18 protein-coding genes, 1 tRNA gene and 2 pseudogenes are annotated in these 18,044 nt (G+C 58.4%); 7 read left to right on the forward strand and 14 right to left on the reverse strand.

The window, feature by feature from the left end:
- Positions 1 to 170: 170 nt before the first annotated feature.
- From AKU94_RS20185 to efp, 3 genes and pseudogenes are all read right to left on the reverse strand, one after another.
- Positions 171 to 335 (reverse strand): annotated as a pseudogene (locus AKU94_RS20185) (transposase); the annotation flags it as partial.
- Positions 336 to 469: 134 nt separating this feature from the next.
- A complete protein-coding gene (locus AKU94_RS03365) occupies positions 470 to 1,084 on the reverse strand; it encodes a hypothetical protein (protein WP_157056389.1) in 615 nt (204 codons plus the stop codon).
- Positions 1,085 to 1,514: 430 nt separating this feature from the next.
- Positions 1,515 to 2,081 (reverse strand): elongation factor P, encoded by a 567-nt coding sequence (gene efp / locus AKU94_RS03370; RefSeq protein WP_050525950.1) that lies wholly within the window; start codon positions 2,079 to 2,081, stop codon positions 1,515 to 1,517.
- 103 nt (positions 2,082 to 2,184) lie between these two features.
- On the opposite strand from efp, the gene epmA reads away from it, so the two are divergent.
- The 4 genes from epmA to AKU94_RS03390 all read left to right on the forward strand — a co-directional run bounded on the left by epmA (position 2,185) and on the right by AKU94_RS03390 (position 4,623).
- Entirely contained in the window at positions 2,185 to 3,225 is a 1,041-nt protein-coding gene (gene epmA / locus AKU94_RS03375) for an EF-P lysine aminoacylase EpmA (RefSeq protein ID WP_050525935.1), read from the forward strand.
- Positions 3,226 to 3,306: 81 nt separating this feature from the next.
- Entirely contained in the window at positions 3,307 to 3,930 is a 624-nt protein-coding gene (gene pgsA / locus AKU94_RS03380; RefSeq protein WP_050525936.1) for a CDP-diacylglycerol--glycerol-3-phosphate 3-phosphatidyltransferase, read from the forward strand.
- The gene (moaD, locus tag AKU94_RS03385; protein ID WP_050525937.1) at positions 3,927 to 4,175 is read left to right on the forward strand and encodes a molybdopterin converting factor subunit 1; all 249 of its coding nucleotides are present in this window, start codon (positions 3,927 to 3,929) and stop codon (positions 4,173 to 4,175) included. Before pgsA ends, moaD begins: the two co-directional genes overlap by 4 nt.
- Positions 4,176 to 4,179: 4 nt before the next feature.
- Entirely contained in the window at positions 4,180 to 4,623 is a 444-nt protein-coding gene (locus AKU94_RS03390; protein WP_050525938.1) for a molybdenum cofactor biosynthesis protein MoaE, read from the forward strand.
- On the opposite strand, the gene AKU94_RS03395 is transcribed toward AKU94_RS03390, so the two are convergent.
- Genes AKU94_RS03395 through AKU94_RS03420 form a run of 6 tightly spaced genes read right to left on the reverse strand, consistent with a single transcriptional unit; the run spans position 4,624 to position 10,214 of the window.
- Complete coding sequence (locus AKU94_RS03395) at positions 4,624 to 5,613, reverse strand: P1 family peptidase (RefSeq protein ID WP_050525939.1); 990 nt, start codon at positions 5,611 to 5,613, stop codon at positions 4,624 to 4,626. It lies immediately after the preceding gene.
- Positions 5,614 to 5,658: 45 nt separating this feature from the next.
- Positions 5,659 to 6,000, reverse strand: coding sequence for a DUF2794 domain-containing protein (locus tag AKU94_RS03400; RefSeq protein ID WP_050525940.1), 342 nt, complete (start codon positions 5,998 to 6,000; stop codon positions 5,659 to 5,661).
- A gap of 36 nt (positions 6,001 to 6,036) precedes the next feature.
- Positions 6,037 to 6,666 (reverse strand): ATP-binding cassette domain-containing protein, encoded by a 630-nt coding sequence (locus AKU94_RS03405; protein WP_050525941.1) that lies wholly within the window; start codon positions 6,664 to 6,666, stop codon positions 6,037 to 6,039.
- Positions 6,663 to 8,309, reverse strand: coding sequence for an ABC transporter permease (locus tag AKU94_RS03410; protein WP_198144814.1), 1,647 nt, complete (start codon positions 8,307 to 8,309; stop codon positions 6,663 to 6,665). Before AKU94_RS03410 ends, AKU94_RS03405 begins: the two co-directional genes overlap by 4 nt.
- A gap of 56 nt (positions 8,310 to 8,365) precedes the next feature.
- A complete protein-coding gene (locus tag AKU94_RS03415) occupies positions 8,366 to 9,550 on the reverse strand; it encodes an ABC transporter substrate-binding protein (RefSeq protein ID WP_050525943.1) in 1,185 nt (394 codons plus the stop codon).
- A 49-nt stretch (positions 9,551 to 9,599) separates the two neighbouring features.
- Positions 9,600 to 10,214 (reverse strand): CDP-alcohol phosphatidyltransferase family protein, encoded by a 615-nt coding sequence (locus tag AKU94_RS03420; protein WP_332307207.1) that lies wholly within the window; start codon positions 10,212 to 10,214, stop codon positions 9,600 to 9,602.
- Positions 10,215 to 10,519: 305 nt separating this feature from the next.
- Between AKU94_RS03420 and AKU94_RS03425 the strand changes: the two genes are divergently transcribed.
- Positions 10,520 to 11,551: a LacI family DNA-binding transcriptional regulator gene (locus AKU94_RS03425; protein WP_050525944.1), complete on the forward strand. Its 1,032-nt coding sequence runs from the start codon at positions 10,520 to 10,522 to the stop codon at positions 11,549 to 11,551.
- 6 nt (positions 11,552 to 11,557) lie between these two features.
- Here the strand turns inward: AKU94_RS03425 and mtaB are convergent, their stop codons facing one another.
- Both mtaB and dapF read right to left on the reverse strand, forming a co-directional pair.
- Positions 11,558 to 12,811, reverse strand: coding sequence for a tRNA (N(6)-L-threonylcarbamoyladenosine(37)-C(2))-methylthiotransferase MtaB (gene mtaB / locus AKU94_RS03430; protein ID WP_050525945.1), 1,254 nt, complete (start codon positions 12,809 to 12,811; stop codon positions 11,558 to 11,560).
- Positions 12,808 to 13,647, reverse strand: coding sequence for a diaminopimelate epimerase (gene dapF, locus AKU94_RS03435; protein ID WP_050525946.1), 840 nt, complete (start codon positions 13,645 to 13,647; stop codon positions 12,808 to 12,810). The genes mtaB and dapF overlap by 4 nt, the downstream gene beginning before the upstream one ends.
- Positions 13,648 to 13,750: 103 nt before the next feature.
- On the opposite strand from dapF, the gene AKU94_RS03440 reads away from it, so the two are divergent.
- Positions 13,751 to 13,826, forward strand: a tRNA-Lys gene (locus tag AKU94_RS03440).
- A 252-nt stretch (positions 13,827 to 14,078) separates the two neighbouring features.
- Here AKU94_RS03440 and AKU94_RS03445 read toward each other — a convergent pair.
- The 3 genes from AKU94_RS03445 to AKU94_RS03455 are packed head-to-tail and all read right to left on the reverse strand — an operon-like array spanning position 14,079 to position 17,135.
- Positions 14,079 to 14,861 carry an HNH endonuclease gene (locus tag AKU94_RS03445; RefSeq protein ID WP_050525947.1) on the reverse strand — a complete coding sequence of 261 codons (783 nt, stop codon included), beginning with the start codon at positions 14,859 to 14,861 and terminating at the stop codon, positions 14,079 to 14,081.
- Positions 14,858 to 16,048 carry an ImmA/IrrE family metallo-endopeptidase gene (locus AKU94_RS03450; RefSeq protein WP_050525948.1) on the reverse strand — a complete coding sequence of 397 codons (1,191 nt, stop codon included), beginning with the start codon at positions 16,046 to 16,048 and terminating at the stop codon, positions 14,858 to 14,860. The genes AKU94_RS03445 and AKU94_RS03450 overlap by 4 nt, the downstream gene beginning before the upstream one ends.
- Positions 16,049 to 16,052: 4 nt before the next feature.
- Positions 16,053 to 17,135, reverse strand: coding sequence for a hypothetical protein (locus AKU94_RS03455; RefSeq protein WP_157056390.1), 1,083 nt, complete (start codon positions 17,133 to 17,135; stop codon positions 16,053 to 16,055).
- A 291-nt stretch (positions 17,136 to 17,426) separates the two neighbouring features.
- Here AKU94_RS03455 and AKU94_RS18945 point away from each other — a divergent pair.
- Positions 17,427 to 18,044: pseudogene (locus AKU94_RS18945) on the forward strand (transposase); the annotation flags it as partial.

Here is an 18,044-nt window from a genome sequence, read left to right on the forward strand (position 1 = left end):
AGCCAAGGGGACCGTGGCCCCAGCGGGGCCGCGCAAGCCCCCGTACCGTTGGCCACGGCGTGCGCCCGCTCTCTCGAACGCATGGCGTTCGCGGGCTTACCCCACAATCTTGGTGTGGAGTTCTTTCACCTGTTCTTCATTGATCTCGGGATTCTTTCTGCCACCGCGTTCAAACACGCCGGAGGCGCCCTCAAGGAGCGCACGTTTCCATTGATGGATCATCGTCGGATGCACCCCGAACCGGCTCGCCAGCTCGGCGCGGTCGCCTCGCCCTTCAAGGCTTCCAGCGCGACCTTCGCCTTAAATTCAGGCGCATGTTGTTTGCGGTTCGACATCTGCTGATCTCCTTCTCGTCGAAGATCAGCAGACTGCAAATCGTAGCTTACGTCACTGTCCGAATTTCGGGGGGTAGTTCACCATCATCTCTTTGATGAAACCGGTCAATCAGCTTGGCTTGATCAGGCAGTTGTCAGGCGTGGCGACGCTTGCGGGCCAGCAACAAAGAACCCAGGCCCGCCAGCAAAAGAGCAGCGGCAGCGGGGAGCGGGACCGCGGCTACCGGGCTTTGAACGCTTGGGGGTGCGACGACCTCATTTCCCGACGCAAATATGCTATATTTAAGTGTGCCGTAGGTGTTGAAAAGACCGAGATAGAGTTGGCCCATGAAATCATCATCCAAGGCAATAGTGTATTCAAATTCTGAACCCCGGTTCCAGTGCTGGATACCAACCGTAGCCAGGGTCGTGCCCTCCCATGCGCTGTTTTCAAAGGGAGAGAACTTGTAATTTAGGTTGCCGCCAGCCGCAAAACTATAGTCAGTATCGGCAATTGTGCTGACCGGCATAAAAGAGAGGGACACGGTTTGAGCGCCAGACTTTAGCTGGGTAAAGGCCAAGATATCATAGTCATTGCCGCCCGACCAAATGCCGTTCACCGTCGTTGCGCCATTGGCGACAATGGTTGGCGCATGATAATCGCCCGAGAAATCGCCAGCATCAATTTCGTTGATCGTTGTTGCTCCGGCCGCACCGGCCAGCACGATCGTAAGACCTATGGCAAGCATACTAAACTTAGAACGTTTCATTCAAATTCCCTCTGTATGGCCTTAATGTCCATAATTGCCAGATAACAATCGGATTCGAACGAAGCAAGACAGCGGGACCCATGCAATCAATTTACGTTACGTCGCAATCAATGCGCGACCGCTCGCCCGCGTCAGAAAGCATGATGCCGATTGGACCAGAGGCTGACCATTCACCAACTTTCAAACCGGACCCTAGGCGGGGGTATTCCATATATTCGTTTAAGATATTCGCCTGTTGCCTAAAGTTTCTTCATACAAAAAGAGTATGAAGAACGATGCTTGAGGGTAAATTTGTGGTCACAACACTCATGTTGTGGCCACAAAAATTCAGGTTTGCTTAAACCCTGTATTTCGCCACTCCGATTGGGTTCTGCCACACGGAGAGGGTTGCGGAAAAGGCTGGGCCTTTCGCAATTCGTTCACAACGAACTTAGTCGCGGGAACGTTCGACGTAGCTGTTATCCTCGGTATTGATCACAATGCGTGTCCCAACCCCGATATGGGGTGGCACCATTACGCGGATCGCATCATCACATGTCGCAGGCTTATAGGAGGATGAGGCCGTCTGCCCCTTTACGACCGGTTCTGTCTCGGTCACTTCGACCACCAGCTTTTGCGGCAACTCGATCGCGATACAGGCACCATTGAAGGTTTTCAGCGACACTTCCAATCCGTCCTTCAGGAACACTTTCGCGTCCCCGATGATATCATCGCCGACCGAAATCTGGTCATAGCTTTCAGGCTCCATAAAGTGGTAGCCCTCGCCATCGGCATAAAGGAAGTTGTACTTGCGCTCATCCACATGGGCGCGTTCCACCTGCTCGGTTGTGCGCCAGCGTTCCGTTACCTTCACCCCGTCCAGAATGCCGCGCATATTGACGGATGTGGTTGGTGTACCCTTGCCGGGGTGGAAGTTTTCTGCCGTCAGTACCACATACAGCTTGTCGTTCATCTCGACGACATTACCCTTGCGAAGCGAGGAGGCGATGACTTTCACGCGAATTTCCTTGTAGTTGATGCGCCCTGCGCCTAATGCGCGGGCCTTTGGCGCAGGGTCATAGCGCATCTTGGCCGAAATCTCCAGATCAAAGGCACAATACATGACGAATAGAGCAAACTGGTGGCACCCGTCCCGTCATGAGGGCCGTCGCCCCGCCCTTTTGGCGCGCAACCGCATCCAGTCGGCATTGCGCGGCTGGCTGGCGGCCCAAGATTTCATCGAGGTCGACCCCAGCGCCCTTGCCATCAGCCCCGGCAACGAGGCGCATCTGCATGCGTTTCACACCAAAGCCATCGGCAATGACGGCGCGCCGCTGGAAAGATATCTGCATACCTCGCCCGAATTTGCGATGAAAAAGCTGTTGGCGGCGGGCGAGACCCGCATCGCCGCCTTTGCCCATGTCTGGCGCAACCGTGAACGCGGGCCGCTGCACAGCCCCGAGTTCACCATGCTGGAATGGTACCGTGTGGGGCAGGACTACACCGTCCTGATGGAGGATTGCGCCGCTTTTTTGCAACTGGCGACACAGGCCGCAGGCAGTGACAGGCTGCGCTATAAATCCCGTGAGTGTGATCCCAAGCTGCCGTTTGAGCGGCTTTCGGTGGCGGATGCTTTTTCGCGTTTCGCGGGGATTGACCTGTTGTCGACCATCGCGCTGGACGGGCAAACCGATGCCCCCGCCCTTGCCGCACAAATGGATGCCCAAGGCCTGCGCCATGCCCCTGATGACACTTGGTCCGACATGATGTCGCGCATCCTGTCGGAACGGGTAGAGCCGCATTTGGGCCATGGTTGCATCACCATGCTGGACCGCTATCCCGTGCCCGAGGCCGCATTGGCCCGTCCCTGTGCCGACGATCCGCGCTGCGCCGAACGGTTTGAGGTTTACGCCTGCGGGGTAGAGCTTGCCAATGGCTTTGGCGAGCTGACCGATGCCGCCGAGCAACGCAAACGTTTCATCATCGAGATGGATGAAAAAGAGCGTATTTACGGCGAGCGCTATCCGCTGGACGAGGATTTTCTGGCCGCATTGCCCTATATGCCCGATGCCAGCGGTATCGCGTTGGGGTTTGACCGGTTGGTGATGCTGGCAACGGCGGCCCCCTCCATCGACCATGTGATCTGGGCACCTGTCCCCTAGACGGGGCTTATTGCCCCCCGCAGCCCCGCAGAGTGGAAATGCCCCTTCCCCCCGCCCGCGCTGTGGGCTACCAATCAAATCATGAAATGGACGTTGCCAAATATCCTGACGGTCCTTCGCCTGCTCGCCGCGCCCGGTGTTGCGGTGATGTTTCTCTATTTCCACCGCCCCTGGGCCGATTGGTTCGCATTGGCGCTGTTTATCTCGGCGGCCATCACCGATTTTTTCGACGGCTACCTTGCGCGGCTGTGGAAACAAGAAAGCAAATTCGGCGCAATGCTGGACCCGATTGCCGATAAGGCGATGGTTGTGATCGCGATCATGGTGATCACCGGCTATTCCGGCATGAACCCGTGGCTGATCCTGCCCGCCAGCATCATCCTGTTCCGTGAGGTTTTCGTCTCGGGGTTGCGGGAATTTCTGGGCGCCAAATCCGGTTTGCTTCAGGTGACCAAGCTGGCCAAATGGAAAACCACCGCGCAAATGGTTGCGATTGCGGTGCTGTTTCTGGGCACCGGCCTGTCGTTTATCGAGGATGGGCTGCCACCCCGCGCCGGTGAGGGGGAGTTGCAAGACGTGCTGTCCTGGGCGGCGGTGGCCACGCATAGCGGCATGGCGCTGATCTGGATCGCGGCGGTTTTGACGGCCATCACCGGGCTGGATTATTTCCGCAAATCCCTTCCTTATCTAAAGGATGATTCATGATTGAACTGCTTTACTTCGCTTGGGTGCGCGAACGCATTGGCCTGCCGCGCGAGAAACTGGAAACCAATGCTGCGACCGTGGCCGAACTGGTCGCAGAGCTTTGCGCCCGTGAGGAACGCTATGCCGCCGCCTTTGCTGACCTGACATCCTTGCGCGTGGCGCTGGATCAGGAGCTGGCTGATTTTGACGCACCCTTGGCTGGTGTGCGCGAAGTAGCCTTCTTTCCGCCGATGACGGGGGGCTGATCCCATGCGGATATTGGTCCAATCCGAAGCCTTTGATATGGGTGCCGAGGCGAACGCCTTTGCCAAGACCGTCAGTGGGGCAGGGGCCATCGTGACATTCACCGGCATCACCCGCGACAGCGCCAAGGGTGATCTGGAGGTGATGGAGATTGAACATTACCCCGGCATGACCGAGCGCGCGCTGACCGATATCGCGATCCAAGCGGTTGCGCGTTGGTCGCTGGCGGGCTGTCTCGTGATCCACCGCTATGGCCGTCTGCGCCCCCATGATCCGATCATGATGGTCGCCACCGCCGCGCGCCACCGCGCTGATGCCTTTGCTGCCGCGGAATACTTGATGGATTACCTCAAATCCCGCGCGCCGTTCTGGAAAAAAGAGATCACCGCATCCGGCACCGATTGGGTCGCTGCCCAAGACGCGGATGAGGATGCGCTTAAACGCTGGTAGTCAGCCGAAGCGCGCGTGCCAGCTGGGCTGTAGATCCCCGGCCATCCGCTGCGCGCTATAGACGCCGCGCGCAATAGCCCGCGCTAAAACGCAAGCCCCCGCATGGCCCAGCAGGAACGGATCCGCCACCGGATCGCCAAGGGGCCTTTCCCCCGTTGAAACCGCAAAGACCAGATCCCCGTCCATCGGCGTATGGCTTGGCACAATCGCGCGGGCCATACCGTCATGGGCGGCTACCGCCATCCGCTGCGCCTGCGCCTGCGTCAAGGCGGCATCGGTTGCGATAATGGCGATGGTTGTTGCCTCGCCCAATTGTTTCTGCGGCAAGGGTTCCATGCCGCCATCAAAGGCGGGCGGCAGGCCAAGACCGCCAAACTCATCCCCCAACTCCCATGGGGCGGCCCAGAAATGCGGGCCATCCCCCACCGTGACTGCGCCGATCGCATTCACCACAACCAGCGCACCAACCGTCATTCCATTGCCCAAAACCGCCGAGGCTGATCCAAGCCCGCCCTTAAGCCTGCCGGTCGCCGCGCCAAAGCCCGCACCAACTGTACCCGGGCCGAAGTCCGTCGACCGCGCCTCTAACGCCGCACTCCCCAAATCGCCGTAGGGATTGCGCTCCCAAGCCTTGTCGCCGCCATTCAGCAGATCAAACATGATCGCCCCCGGCACAATCGGCACCCGCACATCCCCCACCGCAAAGCCGCGCCCCATCGCGGCCAGTCCATCCGCCACGCCCGAACAGGCATCCAAGCCAAAGGCAGACCCACCCGCAAGCACCAGCGCATCGACCTGCTGCACCAGCTTGTCAGGGGCCAGTAAATCCGTCTCTCGGGTGCCGGGCGCTCCGCCCATCACATGCACGGCGGCGGTAAAGGGCGCATCGCCCAGCAGAACACTGACGCCGGACCTCAGTTGCGGACAGGCTGTATTGCCAACATAAAGGCCCGAAACATCCGTGATTAAATTGCGGGGGCCGGGACGCACTTGAACCCTCCACCCGATGTATACAATCGTTGCATAGCCACCCTTTCAGTCAATCGATCTGATCTGCTTGCGCTCCAACACCCGCAAGACCATCGCCAAATCATGCCCACGGCGCAAAATCTGGCCGTCCATCCCGACCACCGAAAACATGCCCTGCCGGTTGCGCAGTTTGGGGTTCTTCTCCACCCGGTAAAGCGGGTTTTCAGCGGTGCGCCGAAAAATGGAAAAGACGGCCTTATCGTTCAGCGCGGCAATGCCGTAATCGCGCCACTCTCCCTTGGCGACCATCTGGCCATAAAGCCGCAAAATGGTCCCAAGCTCTCGTCGGTCAAAGCTGACCTGTTCAGGGGCGTGGGCGGTGAAAGGGATCGGGGGATTGATGCTCATACCTTTCAGATTAACCACGATTATCGGTAAAGCAAGCTATAGCTGCACAATGATGCCGCCTGCGGCCTCGGCGTCGCTGGCATCATGTGTGACCATCAGGCCCGGAATGGCGCGGGCACGCAAATGGTCAAAGACAAAGCCCCTGATTTCCGCGCGTAAACTTGCATCCAGACGTGAAAACGGCTCATCCAAGAGCAGGGCCTGCGGCTCTGCCAATAAGGCGCGCATCAGGGCCGCACGGGCGCGTTGTCCGCCCGAAAGCGTGGCGGGATCGCGGTTGGCAAAACCTGCCAGTCCCGCCTGCTCCAACGCCTCGTCAACGGCCATGCTGCGCGCAGATCCGCGAATGTGGCGCGCAAGGCCAAAGGCAAGGTTGTCACCCACGGACAAATGCGGAAACAACATCGCATCCTGAAACAAGACCCCGATGCGGCGCGCCTCGGCAGGCAGGTCCAGCACATCGCGCCCATTCAGGGAAACCCGTCCCGAGGCGGCAAACCCGTGCACCAGATGCCCGCCAATCGCATCCAGCAAAGTGGATTTCCCAATGCCCGACGGCCCCATCAAGGTGCCGACCTGCCCCGGCTCCACAAGCAAACTGATGGGCGCAAACAAGGCCGCGCCACCGATCGGCCCGACGGATACATCGCTTAACTCAAGGCTCATGCATTGCCCCCCTTTAATTCACGCCGGTTACGATAGACCAACCCCGGCACCAGTAGCGCCGCACCATAAGCCAGAAACGGCAGCCCCGCCTGTAGTACCGCATAAACGCCCACGATGCGCCGGTCCGATCCGCTGGCCAGCGTCACGGCCTCGGTCGTCAGGGTCACCACCCGTCCCGCGCCCATAAACAATGTCGGCAGATATTGCGCCACCGACACGGCAAAGCCAATCGCACCGGCCACCATCAAGGGACGCAACAGCATCGGCAGCTTTACCGCCACCAGCCGCCGCCACGGCGAGGCACCAAGGGCCGCCGCCGCGCGGATATGTTGACAGTCCAGCGCGCGCCACGGGTCCGACAATGCGATCATCACATAGGGAAAGACAAAAAGCATCTGTGCCCAGATCACCGCCAACATCCCGCCGCTGATCCCAACTTGCAAAAACAAGACATTCAACCCGTAAAGAAAGCCGATCTGCGGCACCAATAACGGCAGGTAAATCAACGCCTGCGCCCAAGCGGCACGGCCCCGGCGCGCGCGGTCCTCTCCCTCCAGCCAGGCGATTGCCAGGGCCAGAGAGGCCAGCGTGGTCACACCCCCGATAATCAGCGTAGTTTGCAGCGCCCGCCCCCAGCCCGCCCCCGGCGTCATCCACGCCCTAAGCGCCCAGCTTTGCGGCAAGGCCTGCGGAAACGACCAGCGCCACGCAAAGGACCAGACCGCCAGCGCCAGAAGCGCCAGCACGCCAAGGGTCAGCAATGTGAACACCACCACCCCCGCGGCCCAAAGCCCCGGCCCCGTCGCATATCCACGCCCCCCGCGAGAAAGCCACCAGCGACCAATGAGGCGGGCCAGACGCTCGGCCCCGATCCACAGGGCGATGGCCCCCGCAACCACCGCCGCCTGCATCAAACCCGCCGCCGAGGCAGGCAGGATCAGCGCCACATCCGGCGCGGAAAACCACCGCGTGATCGCCACCGCCAAAGTGGGCGGGTTCGACGGGCCAAGGATGATCGCCATATCCACAACCGAAAGCGCAAAGGCCAGAATGATAAAAAGCGGCATGCGGATCAGGGGGTAGACCTGCGGAAAGATCACCTTGACCCAGACCATCCCGCGCCCATATCCCAATGCACGCCCCGCAGCCAATTGCGCCCGCACCGGCAGTTGCCCCAGCGCCGACCCGATCACCAGCAGCAAAAACGGCACCTCCTTGATCAACAACCCAATGATCAGCGCCACACCCCATGCGTCATTCACCGTTGCCAGATCCGGCGGCCTGTCCCATCCCGTCAACCAAGGCGACATCGCCCGCGCAATCCACCCCGAAGGAGCCAGCAAGAACGCCAACCCGATTGCCAATGACGCATGGGGCGCGGCCAAAAGCGGCATCAGCAGCCGCCCGATCGCCGCCGTGCTCATCCGCCCGTGCAACAAGGCGCAAAACCCCGCCGCCAGCATCAGCGCCAGAACCGTAGACCCCACCCCCGTAACCAGACTTAACCGCAGGCTGGTCCCGAAACCGGGCATAGCCGCCAGCGTCCGCCACGGGTCCAGCGACCACTCCACCGCGCCAATCGCAGGCAACACGCCAAAGGCCGCCCGCCCCGTCTGGGCAAATCCCGCCAGAATGGGCAGCACAAAACCGGCCAACAAAATGACGGCTACAACAGCCCGGAGCGAACGGCCCTCATCTCTCATTTTGTGTAACGATCGGCCCAGACATCAACCAGTTTGACCATCCAGCTTGCATGGGGTTCCAACAATGTCGGGCCCAGATCCTCCAGCTTTGGCAGGGCGGGCGACGATGGCAATGCCGCGAATAGCGCCGCCTGATCAGCGTTTAGCCTTGACGGATCCAGCACCGAAAAGCTGCCCAGAACCTCTATGTTTTGCTGATGCGCTTGGGTGGCCGGATCAAGCAGGAAATTCGCCACCACCTCGGCACCCTCGGCGTTGGCCGCATTATAGGGGATCGCCACAAAGGAGATATTCCCGATGGACCCGCCCTGCGGCACGAACACGCGCGCGGTATCGGGCAACAGCCCCTCGGCAATCGCGCCCGCAGCCGAGGCCGGATCAAAAGAGACGCCGAAATCCACCTCGCCGTCATTCAACATCTGTTGCTGAACGGATTCATTTTCGGGAAACGTCTGCCCCTCGCGCCACATCAAGGGGCGCAGGGCATCATACCATTCCCACAAAGGGGCGCTGGCCGTGGCAAAGGCCTCATCCGTAACAGGGGCCTGAAGCACGGTTTTATCCGGCGCAAATTCCACCAAGGCCTGCTTGAGGAACGTGGCCCCCATGAAGTTGCTGACATCCGGATGGGTCACCCGCCCCGGATTGGCCTGCGCATAGTCCAAAAACCCCGCCATATCCGCAGGCGGGTTTGCCACCACCGCGCTGTCATAGGTGAACACAAACCGCGCCAAACGCCAAGCCGAGGCATAGCCGTCAACCGGAACCGTGAAATCAACCGAGGCCGCCGCATCGGGGCCAAGGTCCAGATATCTCGCATTCGGCAGGTCGGTGGCAAAGGGGCCATGCAACAGGCTCTGCTCTTTCATCGCCAGAAAATTTGGGCCGTTTATCCAGATCAGATCAACCGAACCGCCGCTGTCCTGTCCTGCCGATTTTTCAGAAATCACTTGGGTCACGGCCGTCGCGGTATCGGTCAGCTTTACCTGTTCAACCCGCACGCCATATTGCGCCTCGGTCTGTGCGCCCACCCAGGCGATAAAGGCATTGGTGCGCGCATCCCCACCCCACGCGTTCCAATAAACCGTCTGGCCGCGCGCCTTATCCAGCGTCTCTTGCCAATCGGCCAACGCGGGCGAGGCAAAACCAAGGCTAAGGGCGGCGAACAGAATAAAACGCATGTGGGGTCCTTTGTTCAAAACGGTGGGATGCTGACAACAGCACATAAAATTACAATTCAGAGAATACGCGCCACCCCTGAAGCCAGCGCAAAATGGTGGTGAAAAGACAAGCCACGGCAAAGCCCAGTGCCAAAGGCACGAACCACGCAGGGAGCAGGCACATCAGGATGAAAACCGAAATGGTCTCGGCGCCTTCGGTTATCCCGCCAAGGTAATAAATCCCCTTGGAGGGATAATCCTGCGCCTGCATCCCGCGTTTGGCGGCGATAACGGCAAAGGCCAGAAAGCTGGACCCCGTACCGATGAAGGCACAGATCAACACAGCAGCGGCCAGCGCATTCCCCGGATCAGCCAGCGCAAACCCCAGCGGCACGGTTGCATAGAAAAAGAAATCCAGCGCGATATCGAGGAAAGCCCCCCGATCCGTCGGACCCACCTTGCGTGCCATCACCCCGTCCAGCCCATCCGCTAAACGATTCAGCAGAATGAATGCCAATGCCACCCAATACCATCCCAGCCACAGCGCAGGCAGGGCAAGCATCCCGATGCAAAACCCCGCGATGGTTACCTGATCCGCACCAACACCCCGCGCAAGCAGGGCACGCGCCGGTGCATCCAGCAGGGCGCGTAATGGCGGCAGAAGGGCGGCGTCTATCATTGTCATCCATAAATTGCGGGTACCGGTCTTTGGCTTAGGCCAATCCCCTGCGGTTTGTCAGCCCTCTATGGTGTTACAACTGCACACAATGCTGTCAGCCTCCAAGTGCTTTCGCCACACATAGGTCGGTCAGACCGCCTGCTTTTCGCTCTGTGCCGCGATATCGGATGCGGTTGGGCGATCTGGCTAACTCCAGACCGGTTACGCTTTTTTATCCCCAGCACGGGAGAGTCTGGCTTGATAGAAGTTTGGACAAAGCTCAGGATTGGCGTTAACAACAAGCAAAGACTCCATACAAAGGCAGCCATACCTTGACACAAGATCCGCACATCGATACCCGCCGTCCGCTTACGCTTCGTGATGTATCAGAGGCATCCGGTGTCTCGGAAATGACGGTCAGCCGGGTTTTGCGCAGCCGTGGAGATGTCTCGCAGGCGACCCGCGAAAAGGTGCTGACGGCCGCGCGCACGCTGGGATATGTGCCAAACAAGATCGCAGGGGCGCTGGCCAGCCAAAGGGTGAACCTTGTTGCCGTAATCATCCCCTCGCTGTCGAATATGGTCTATCCCGAGGTGATGACCGGTATCTCTCAGGTGTTGGAAAACACCGGTTTGCAGCCTGTCGTCGGCGTGACCCACTACCTTCCTGAACGAGAGGAATTGGTTCTCTATGAGATGCTGTCGTGGCGGCCTTCGGGCGTGATCATGGCGGGGCTGGAACATACTGACGCCGCCCGCGCAATGCTTGAAAACGCAGGCATCCCGATCGTCGAGGCGATGGATGTTGACGGTGTCGCCATCGACAGTGTGGTGGGTATTTCACATCGTCGTGCCGGGATGGAGATGGCCGAGGCGATCGTCGCCGCAGGCTATAGCCGGATCGGGTTTTTGGGCACAATGATGCCCTATGACCACCGCGCCCGCAAACGGTTGGAGGGTCTGGAAGAGGGGCTTGCCGCCGCCGGCATCACCCTTGCCGACCGGGAACTTTATTCCGGCGGCTCTGCCCTTCTAAAAGGGCGCGAGATGACCGAAGCCATTCTGGCCCGCAATCCTGATCTTGATTTCATCTATTATTCCAATGACATGATCGGTGCTGGTGGGCTCTTATATTGTCTGGACAAGGGTATCGATGTGCCGAACAAGCTTGGCCTTGCCGGTTTCAACGGGGTCGAGCTTTTGCAAGGTCTGCCGCGGAGGTTGGCAACGATGGATGCCTGCCGGTTAGAAATTGGCCGCACCTCGGCACAGATTATCGCAGGCATACACCCGAATGGGTTGATCGGCGGAGAGCGGATCGAGCTTACGCCAAAACTGGAATTGGGCGATACGATCCGGCACTAGAGCCGGTCAAACGATCAAGGTTTTGCCATTGGTCCCGGTGATTTCCGCCGTCACGATCTGGCCCTCGGGTTGATCGGTGGAAAAGGCAACCTCGGTGAATTGTTCCGTGCGACCGAGACGCGGCCCTTCCATCAGGATGCGATGGCTTTTGCCGATCTGCGCCGCCAGATGACGGTTCAGGGCGGCATCGCCTTGCGCACGCAAGCGGGCTGCACGTTCTTTGACCACAGGGCCTTTGACAGCGGGCATACGGGCCGCTGGCGTGCCTTTGCGCGCGCTATAGGGGAACACATGCAAAAAGGTCAGGTCGCAATCCGTAACCAGCTTGAGCGAGTTCTCGAACATCGCCTCGGTTTCGGTCGGAAAGCCTGCAATAATATCGGCCCCAAAGATCATATCGGGGCGCAAGCGGCGGGCCTCTTGGCAAAAGGCGATGGCATCATCGCGCAGGTGGCGGCGCTTCATCCGTTTGAGGATCATATCATCACCGGCCTGTAGGCTCAGGTGCAGATGCGGCATCAAACGGGATTCGGTCGCAATGGCCCCCATTAGCGCGGGGTCCGCCTCAATCGAATCGATGGAACTGATACGCAGGCGCGCCAGATCGGGCACCAACCGCAAGATCCGCATCACCAGATCCCCCAAGCGCGGTGTCGCAGGCAAATCAGCCCCCCAAGAGGTCAGATCCACCCCCGTCAGAACCACCTCGGCAAAGCCCTTGTCGACCAGCCGTTTAATCTGATCCACCACAACCCCCGCCGGAACCGATCGCGAGTTACCGCGCCCGTAGGGGATGATGCAAAAGGTGCAGCGATGGTCACAGCCGTTTTGCACCTGCACATAGGCGCGGTGGCGGCCAAAACCGTCAATCAGATGGCCAGCGGTTTCCTGAACCGACATGATGTCATCGACCATAATCTTTTCGGTCGCCCCGATCAGGTCAGGCGCGCGCAGGGTATTCCACGTCTCGGCCTGCATCTTTTCGGTATTGCCGATAACCCGCGTCACCTCGGCCATGGCGGCAAAGGTTTCCGGCTCTGTCTGGGCCGCGCAGCCGGTGACTATCACCGCCGCCCCCGGGTTTTCACGGGCGAGCTTGCGGATCTCTTGCTTGGCCTTGCGCACGGCCTCTGCGGTGACCGCGCAGGTATTGACGACAACAGCCCCCTCCAGCCCGGCACCGGCAGCCAGCTCTTTCATGGCCTCGGTTTCATAGGCATTCAAACGGCAGCCGAGCGTGGAGAAAATAGGGGCGGTCATATAAGTGCAGCCAAAAATTCTGACGTTAAAACGCCGTTAAAGACATAGGCGACAGGGCCCGTCATCCAGACACCATCCTCACGCCAGTCTATTTCCAATGTACCGCCGTCAAGATCAAGCCGAACCTTGCGCCCCGTCAGCCCTCGCAGATGTGCCGCAACCGCCACCGCACAGGCCCCAGTACCGCACGCCAGAGTGATCCCCGCACCCCGCTCCCATACCCGCATCCGTAGGTGGTCGGGGCCGATGACCGAGGCAAACTCCACATTGGCTTTTTGCGGAAACAGGGGGTCTACTTCAAATCGCGGGCCCTCGGTGCTAAGGGCGACAGCATCGGCATCGGGCACAAAGAACACACAATGCGGATTGCCCATCCCAACCCCCGCCGGATCGCCAGGCAAGGGCAGATGCATCGTTGGCAGCGCCTGCGCGAGGGGAATCTCGGCCCAATCCAGTTGCGGCGCGCCCAAATTGACCGAAACCAGCCCATCCGCCCGCCGCTGTGCCAACAAAGTACCGCGCGAGGTTGTCAGACGAATACTGTCCTGGCCAGTTTCACGCATAACCAAATCAGAGACACAACGCGTCGCATTCCCGCAAGCACCGGCCTGACTGCCATCAGAGTTCCAGAAATCCAGTTGAAAATCAGCGTCTTGCGCATCTCTGATCTCAGCCAGCTGGTCAAAGCCCACTCCGCGATTGCGGTCGCCCAATGCACGGGCCAAGGCAGGCGTCGTCACAGCCGCACTTCCGCGACTGTCGATGATGACAAAATCATTGCCCAGCCCATGCATTTTCAAAAAGGCCAGATCGTTGGGGTGTGTATCGTTTTTCATGGGCCGTTCTTACGCTCCCTGAAATGAATTTGCCAGATAGGTGAAAATAATGCCGATTTTCTCTTGACCCCACCGCGTCAAGTTTCTAGTAAGCCCGAGTGTTGGGCCCATAGCTCAGTTGGTAGAGCAACTGACTTTTAATCAGTGGGTCACAGGTTCGAATCCTGTTGGGCTCACCACTGTAATCAATGAAAGATGACAACTAGTTTGTCGTTTTCACCACTGAAGTGGTGTTTTTCGACATATACCGTGTCGTGTATGGTCGGCGCCTTCAAGTTCAACAGCGATTGGATGCTTTAACCACGCATGCAAAGGCTTATACTCGGATTAGCTTGGGCGGACCTCGACTGTATCTACGTTCTGTGACTGACCGATGCTGCCCTGTCCCCGCTATCAAAATTTTCGAAATATTTACAGAAATCCTCGATCAATCAATTTGTCACGGATCCAGCAATCGCCACGCTTCTTTCGAATACTTCGATTCGGTGCCATTCCAGGTGGGCACGATGTTTATCTGTAAGACGAATCGGGGCCTGCCATCGCAATTCTGCAGTAGCCGTTTCACTCAGATGTTTTGAAAACTTTGGGCGGCCATCATCATAGCAAGTAACGAGGCCGCGGTCGAACGCGGCATCCCAAAGCGCCGACAGGAGCAAGCCATTGTGCACGTCAAGTCGATCCTTGTCGTTCTCGCAATCTTTCCACGGCTTGATGTGGGAGGCTCTTAGCAAGGCGTGATCGGTGATACCTGTCAGGGGGCAACTGTCCTGCCAATAAGTGACCAGACGGTCTCGGAATATGCCCTGCCCAACTCGCTGCACCACCAGACGCTCTGCTTCGGTCGTCTTTGGCATATCTTTCGTTCGGTGCTGGAACTCTTGCAGGGGGGCATCAGGTAGAATGACAGAAAGTTCATATAGGCGGGGCATGACGGCATATAGCGAAGTCAGTGAGAGGAACCGAAACCGCGCGAGGCCCGGGCCGTCAGCGTCAGAAATCTCAAGCCCGATCTCCGCCAGAACTCCGGCATGGTCGATAGAAAGCAGCCAGGTGCCCGTCTGCTCGGCAGCAAGCCAGATAGATCCTTGTGCGGTGGTCGACGAATAATGCCGCCAGCCGTCAGTTTCGCCGTGCGTCCGGCGAAACCCGTTCTGGAACGCGATCTTGTCGCACTCCTGCCGCGTGACAAAGCTTTGAGGCGCTTCAACCTTCATCTGAATATCCGGTTTTCTTGAAAGGGAAGATCGAGCTGCTTCTCGACGGCGCTCGCAACTTTAAGAATCCGGTGGAGGTCGAGTTGATCAAACGCACCTTTGTAGTGGTCCAGATAGCTCTCGCTACGTGGAGAAACGCCTGTTCTCTTGGCGACGAGATACGCTACGGTCTCGGCTTCCACCTCGCGCAGTGCGAGGTCCTCCGGCCGATTGAACTTGACGCCGCGCTTCTGGTCACTGCCGCAGTGACCAAGAAATATGTGAGCAAGCTCGTGTGCGAGCGTGACCAGTTGTGCGGCTGGTGGATGGTTTCGGTTCACGCCAACTTCGAAACATTCAAGACGTTCTTTCTTGCCATGGCTGGTCAGGCGGCGCGCGTGCCCGGCTGTATACTCTCCTCGATCAAGCCAAAGGATCCTGATTTCAGCGCGATTAAGCTTGTGCTCGACTGCGGCCAGCCAGCTTGAGGAAACTTTTCCGCTAGTCGGAAACGAAAAGGCAGAATCGGGCAAAGGCTCACCCTCGGTATCGAGCACATCATAAACGAACTCGACGGGGCCGAAGTTGCGCAGTACGACGAGCGGACGCGCGTAGGGTTTCGGCCGCCTCCGAAAGCGTTCCCACCAGTCCCTTGGCCGCGCAGCAAAGCTGAGGCCCGGCTTCTGGATATTCAGCAACATCGCGTTGAATGGCGCGATATGGCGAAGTCGAACGGTGAATTCCAGAAGGTCTTTGATGGCTTTGGCTGAATCGTAAAGCTGGGTGTCGGCAATCAGCTGATCGACGAGCGCCCGATCTCTTTCCTCATCAGCGATAACCACGGCATCGAAGAGATCCCGCTCGGCTGCCGCGACCGGTTTGTGAAACGCGCGCCCGAGAGCGAGGATTTCCTGATCCGGGACAAGGTCGGCGCGGTCGATCAACATCCGTGCGATAGGGATTCCTACTTCCTCTGACTCCCTGATTTCTCGAGCATACAACCGTTCTTCCAGGAGTACGCGGAAGTAGCGTTTAGCCTCAATGATATCGACAACCTCGCCATGGCCACGCATCACGCGGCGCAGCCCTTGGCTGAACGAATTGAGGGCGTCTTCGAAGGTCATGGTGTCGCAATCACAGAACCTGGCCTCTGCGGCTAGAAGGTGCTCACGGAGCTCCCAGTACCTCTCCTCGTCGATGCGGGACATGGCGTCACATCCCCATCGCCGTGAATTCGCCGTTGGCTTCCATGCGGTCCCAGGCGGCGAGGACGAGGCGGCGGGTGCGGTATTCGCCGTGTTGGCGGATTTCCTTTTCCTTGAGGACGCGGAAGGTTTCCGAGGGGTAGTCGGGGCCCTTCACGTCGGCAGGGTTGAGGATGTAGCGCAGCTCGTCGCGGGTCAGGCCGTAGGCGCGGGCGTAGAAGGCGTCGAGATCGGCGCGCAGGTCGGCGCGGCGGTCTTCGTCCCAGGGGAAGGGCGGGCCGTCATGGCCCAGATCGCGGGCGAAGGGGGCGAGGCTGTGCGAGGTGTAGGTAAGTTCCAGCACCCTCGGGGTGATGAACGCGATGCGCGGTTTAGTGTAAAAGTCGGGCGCAAAAAATGGAAACTGTTTTAGGTAGAAATAATTAAGGTTTGTCCCGCCAATCTTGTTACGCACAACGAAGTCCAAGGTCAGCGACGACGTGTTTGCATAAATGCAGGAAATTTTTTCGGCACCTAGATCATTTTCAAATACCCAAACCGGCAAGCTATTGCCTACGCCTCTGCGCGGAAAGAGAGAAGTAATAAAGGTTCTCTCATTTGTGTTGTTCGTAAGCCCGCGATGTCCAATCAGCCAATGCTTGTTCCATCCTTGAGCTCCAAGGCGGCTTTGAACTCCGACGAATTCCACCCACATTCTCGGGCTGATATCGTAATCGGGGTCGCTCTTCTCTTCATCCGTTGGACGAGGCAGTGCCCTGGTGTCTTCTTCGGCTCCGTCAGGATAGTATCCCCAACGATGATCAAAATAAGATACCATCTTGGCCTCATAGAGAGGCACATAGAGCTTAGGCTTTCTAGGGCTGCCGCTGCTTAAAGGCAGGCCGCTAGAATTCATTTCTTCAACCGCCATCATGCTTTGGGCTGGGGCCGCTCCTTGTGCTACCCAATCCGTTCCTTCGCGTCTGAACCCTTCAGCCTGCAACTGCACTGATGTAAAAAATAAGGCACTATCGTTGGACATGTCGAAAAGCCGCGTGAAGCTCACGCCCCACGGATTTCCGAGCGGACCTTTCCCTTCGTCGATCAACACTGGTGCATTTCCGTAGATTGTCGCGGTAATTTCCGCATCGGCGCGGGATCGGAATACCGGCGCAGTCTTTGTATTTGGATTTATCCGAATGATTTCATTCGGAGTGAACTCAAAGCGACGTCGTTCGTCTTCTACGTCAGAGGCCGTATCAATACGAAAGCAGAACTCAGCTTTGTCCGAAGTTCCCAAGGTCACAAGTGAGAATGACTGATTGTCCTTAGGTAATCCCCCCTAAAATTAGTGGTGTTCAAAAGTAGAATTTTCTCGGCAAGATATCTGAGGAGATTTACGATGAAGAATGGACGATACAGCGACGCGCAGATCATGGCGGTGTTGAAGCAAGCGGAGGGCGGTGTTCCGGTTTCTGAGCTTTGCCGGGAGCATGGAATGAGCAGCGCAAGTTTTTATAAATGGCGGGCGAAGTTCGGCGGCATGGATGCGTCATTGATTTCAGAGATGAAGGATATGGCGGAGGAGAACCGCCGCCTGAAGCGCATGTATGCCGAAATGAGCATGCAAAACGACTTGCTGAAGGAAGCCCTTGGAAAAAAGCGCTGAAGCCATCTCGAAGGCGGGAGATGGCCATGAATGCGGTCGCGCAGAACGGGGTCAGCATTGCGTTGGCTTGCCGTGCGTTTGAGATCAGCGAGACGTGCTACCGGTACGCCCAATCCTGAGCGACGAGAACGAGGAGATCGCCGCTTGGCTGGAACGGTTGACCGAGAATAAGCGAACCTGGGCTTTGGCCTATGTTTTTTGTATCTGCGCAACGTCCAAGGCTATGGCTGGAACCACAAACGCGTTTACCGGATCTACTGTGAACTGGAGCTGAACCTGCGGATCAAGCCAAAGAAGCGCCTGAAGCGTGATAAACCCGAGCCATTGGCTGTGCCTGACAGACCCAATGAG

The sequence above is a fragment of the Pseudorhodobacter aquimaris genome, assembly GCF_001202025.1.
Lineage (GTDB): Bacteria > Pseudomonadota > Alphaproteobacteria > Rhodobacterales > Rhodobacteraceae > Pseudorhodobacter > Pseudorhodobacter aquimaris.

Bases quoted from the DNA above. Each gene is read 5' to 3' on its own strand.
- AKU94_RS03365 (WP_157056389.1), bottom strand. From the start codon at position 1,084: ATGAAACGTTCTAAGTTTAGTATGCTTGCCATAGGTCTTACGATCGTG.
- epmA (WP_050525935.1), top strand. From the start codon at position 2,185: ATGACGAATAGAGCAAACTGGTGGCACCCGTCCCGTCATGAGGGCCGT.
- pgsA (WP_050525936.1), top strand. From the start codon at position 3,307: ATGAAATGGACGTTGCCAAATATCCTGACGGTCCTTCGCCTGCTCGCC.
- moaD (WP_050525937.1), top strand. From the start codon at position 3,927: ATGATTGAACTGCTTTACTTCGCTTGGGTGCGCGAACGCATTGGCCTG.
- AKU94_RS03390 (WP_050525938.1), top strand. From the start codon at position 4,180: ATGCGGATATTGGTCCAATCCGAAGCCTTTGATATGGGTGCCGAGGCG.
- AKU94_RS03400 (WP_050525940.1), bottom strand. From the start codon at position 6,000: ATGAGCATCAATCCCCCGATCCCTTTCACCGCCCACGCCCCTGAACAG.
- AKU94_RS03405 (WP_050525941.1), bottom strand. From the start codon at position 6,666: ATGAGCCTTGAGTTAAGCGATGTATCCGTCGGGCCGATCGGTGGCGCG.
- AKU94_RS03415 (WP_050525943.1), bottom strand. From the start codon at position 9,550: ATGCGTTTTATTCTGTTCGCCGCCCTTAGCCTTGGTTTTGCCTCGCCC.
- AKU94_RS03420 (WP_332307207.1), bottom strand. From the start codon at position 10,214: ATGACAATGATAGACGCCGCCCTTCTGCCGCCATTACGCGCCCTGCTG.
- mtaB (WP_050525945.1), bottom strand. From the start codon at position 12,811: ATGACCGCCCCTATTTTCTCCACGCTCGGCTGCCGTTTGAATGCCTAT.
- dapF (WP_050525946.1), bottom strand. From the start codon at position 13,647: ATGAAAAACGATACACACCCCAACGATCTGGCCTTTTTGAAAATGCAT.
- AKU94_RS03445 (WP_050525947.1), bottom strand. From the start codon at position 14,861: ATGAAGGTTGAAGCGCCTCAAAGCTTTGTCACGCGGCAGGAGTGCGAC.
- AKU94_RS03450 (WP_050525948.1), bottom strand. From the start codon at position 16,048: ATGTCCCGCATCGACGAGGAGAGGTACTGGGAGCTCCGTGAGCACCTT.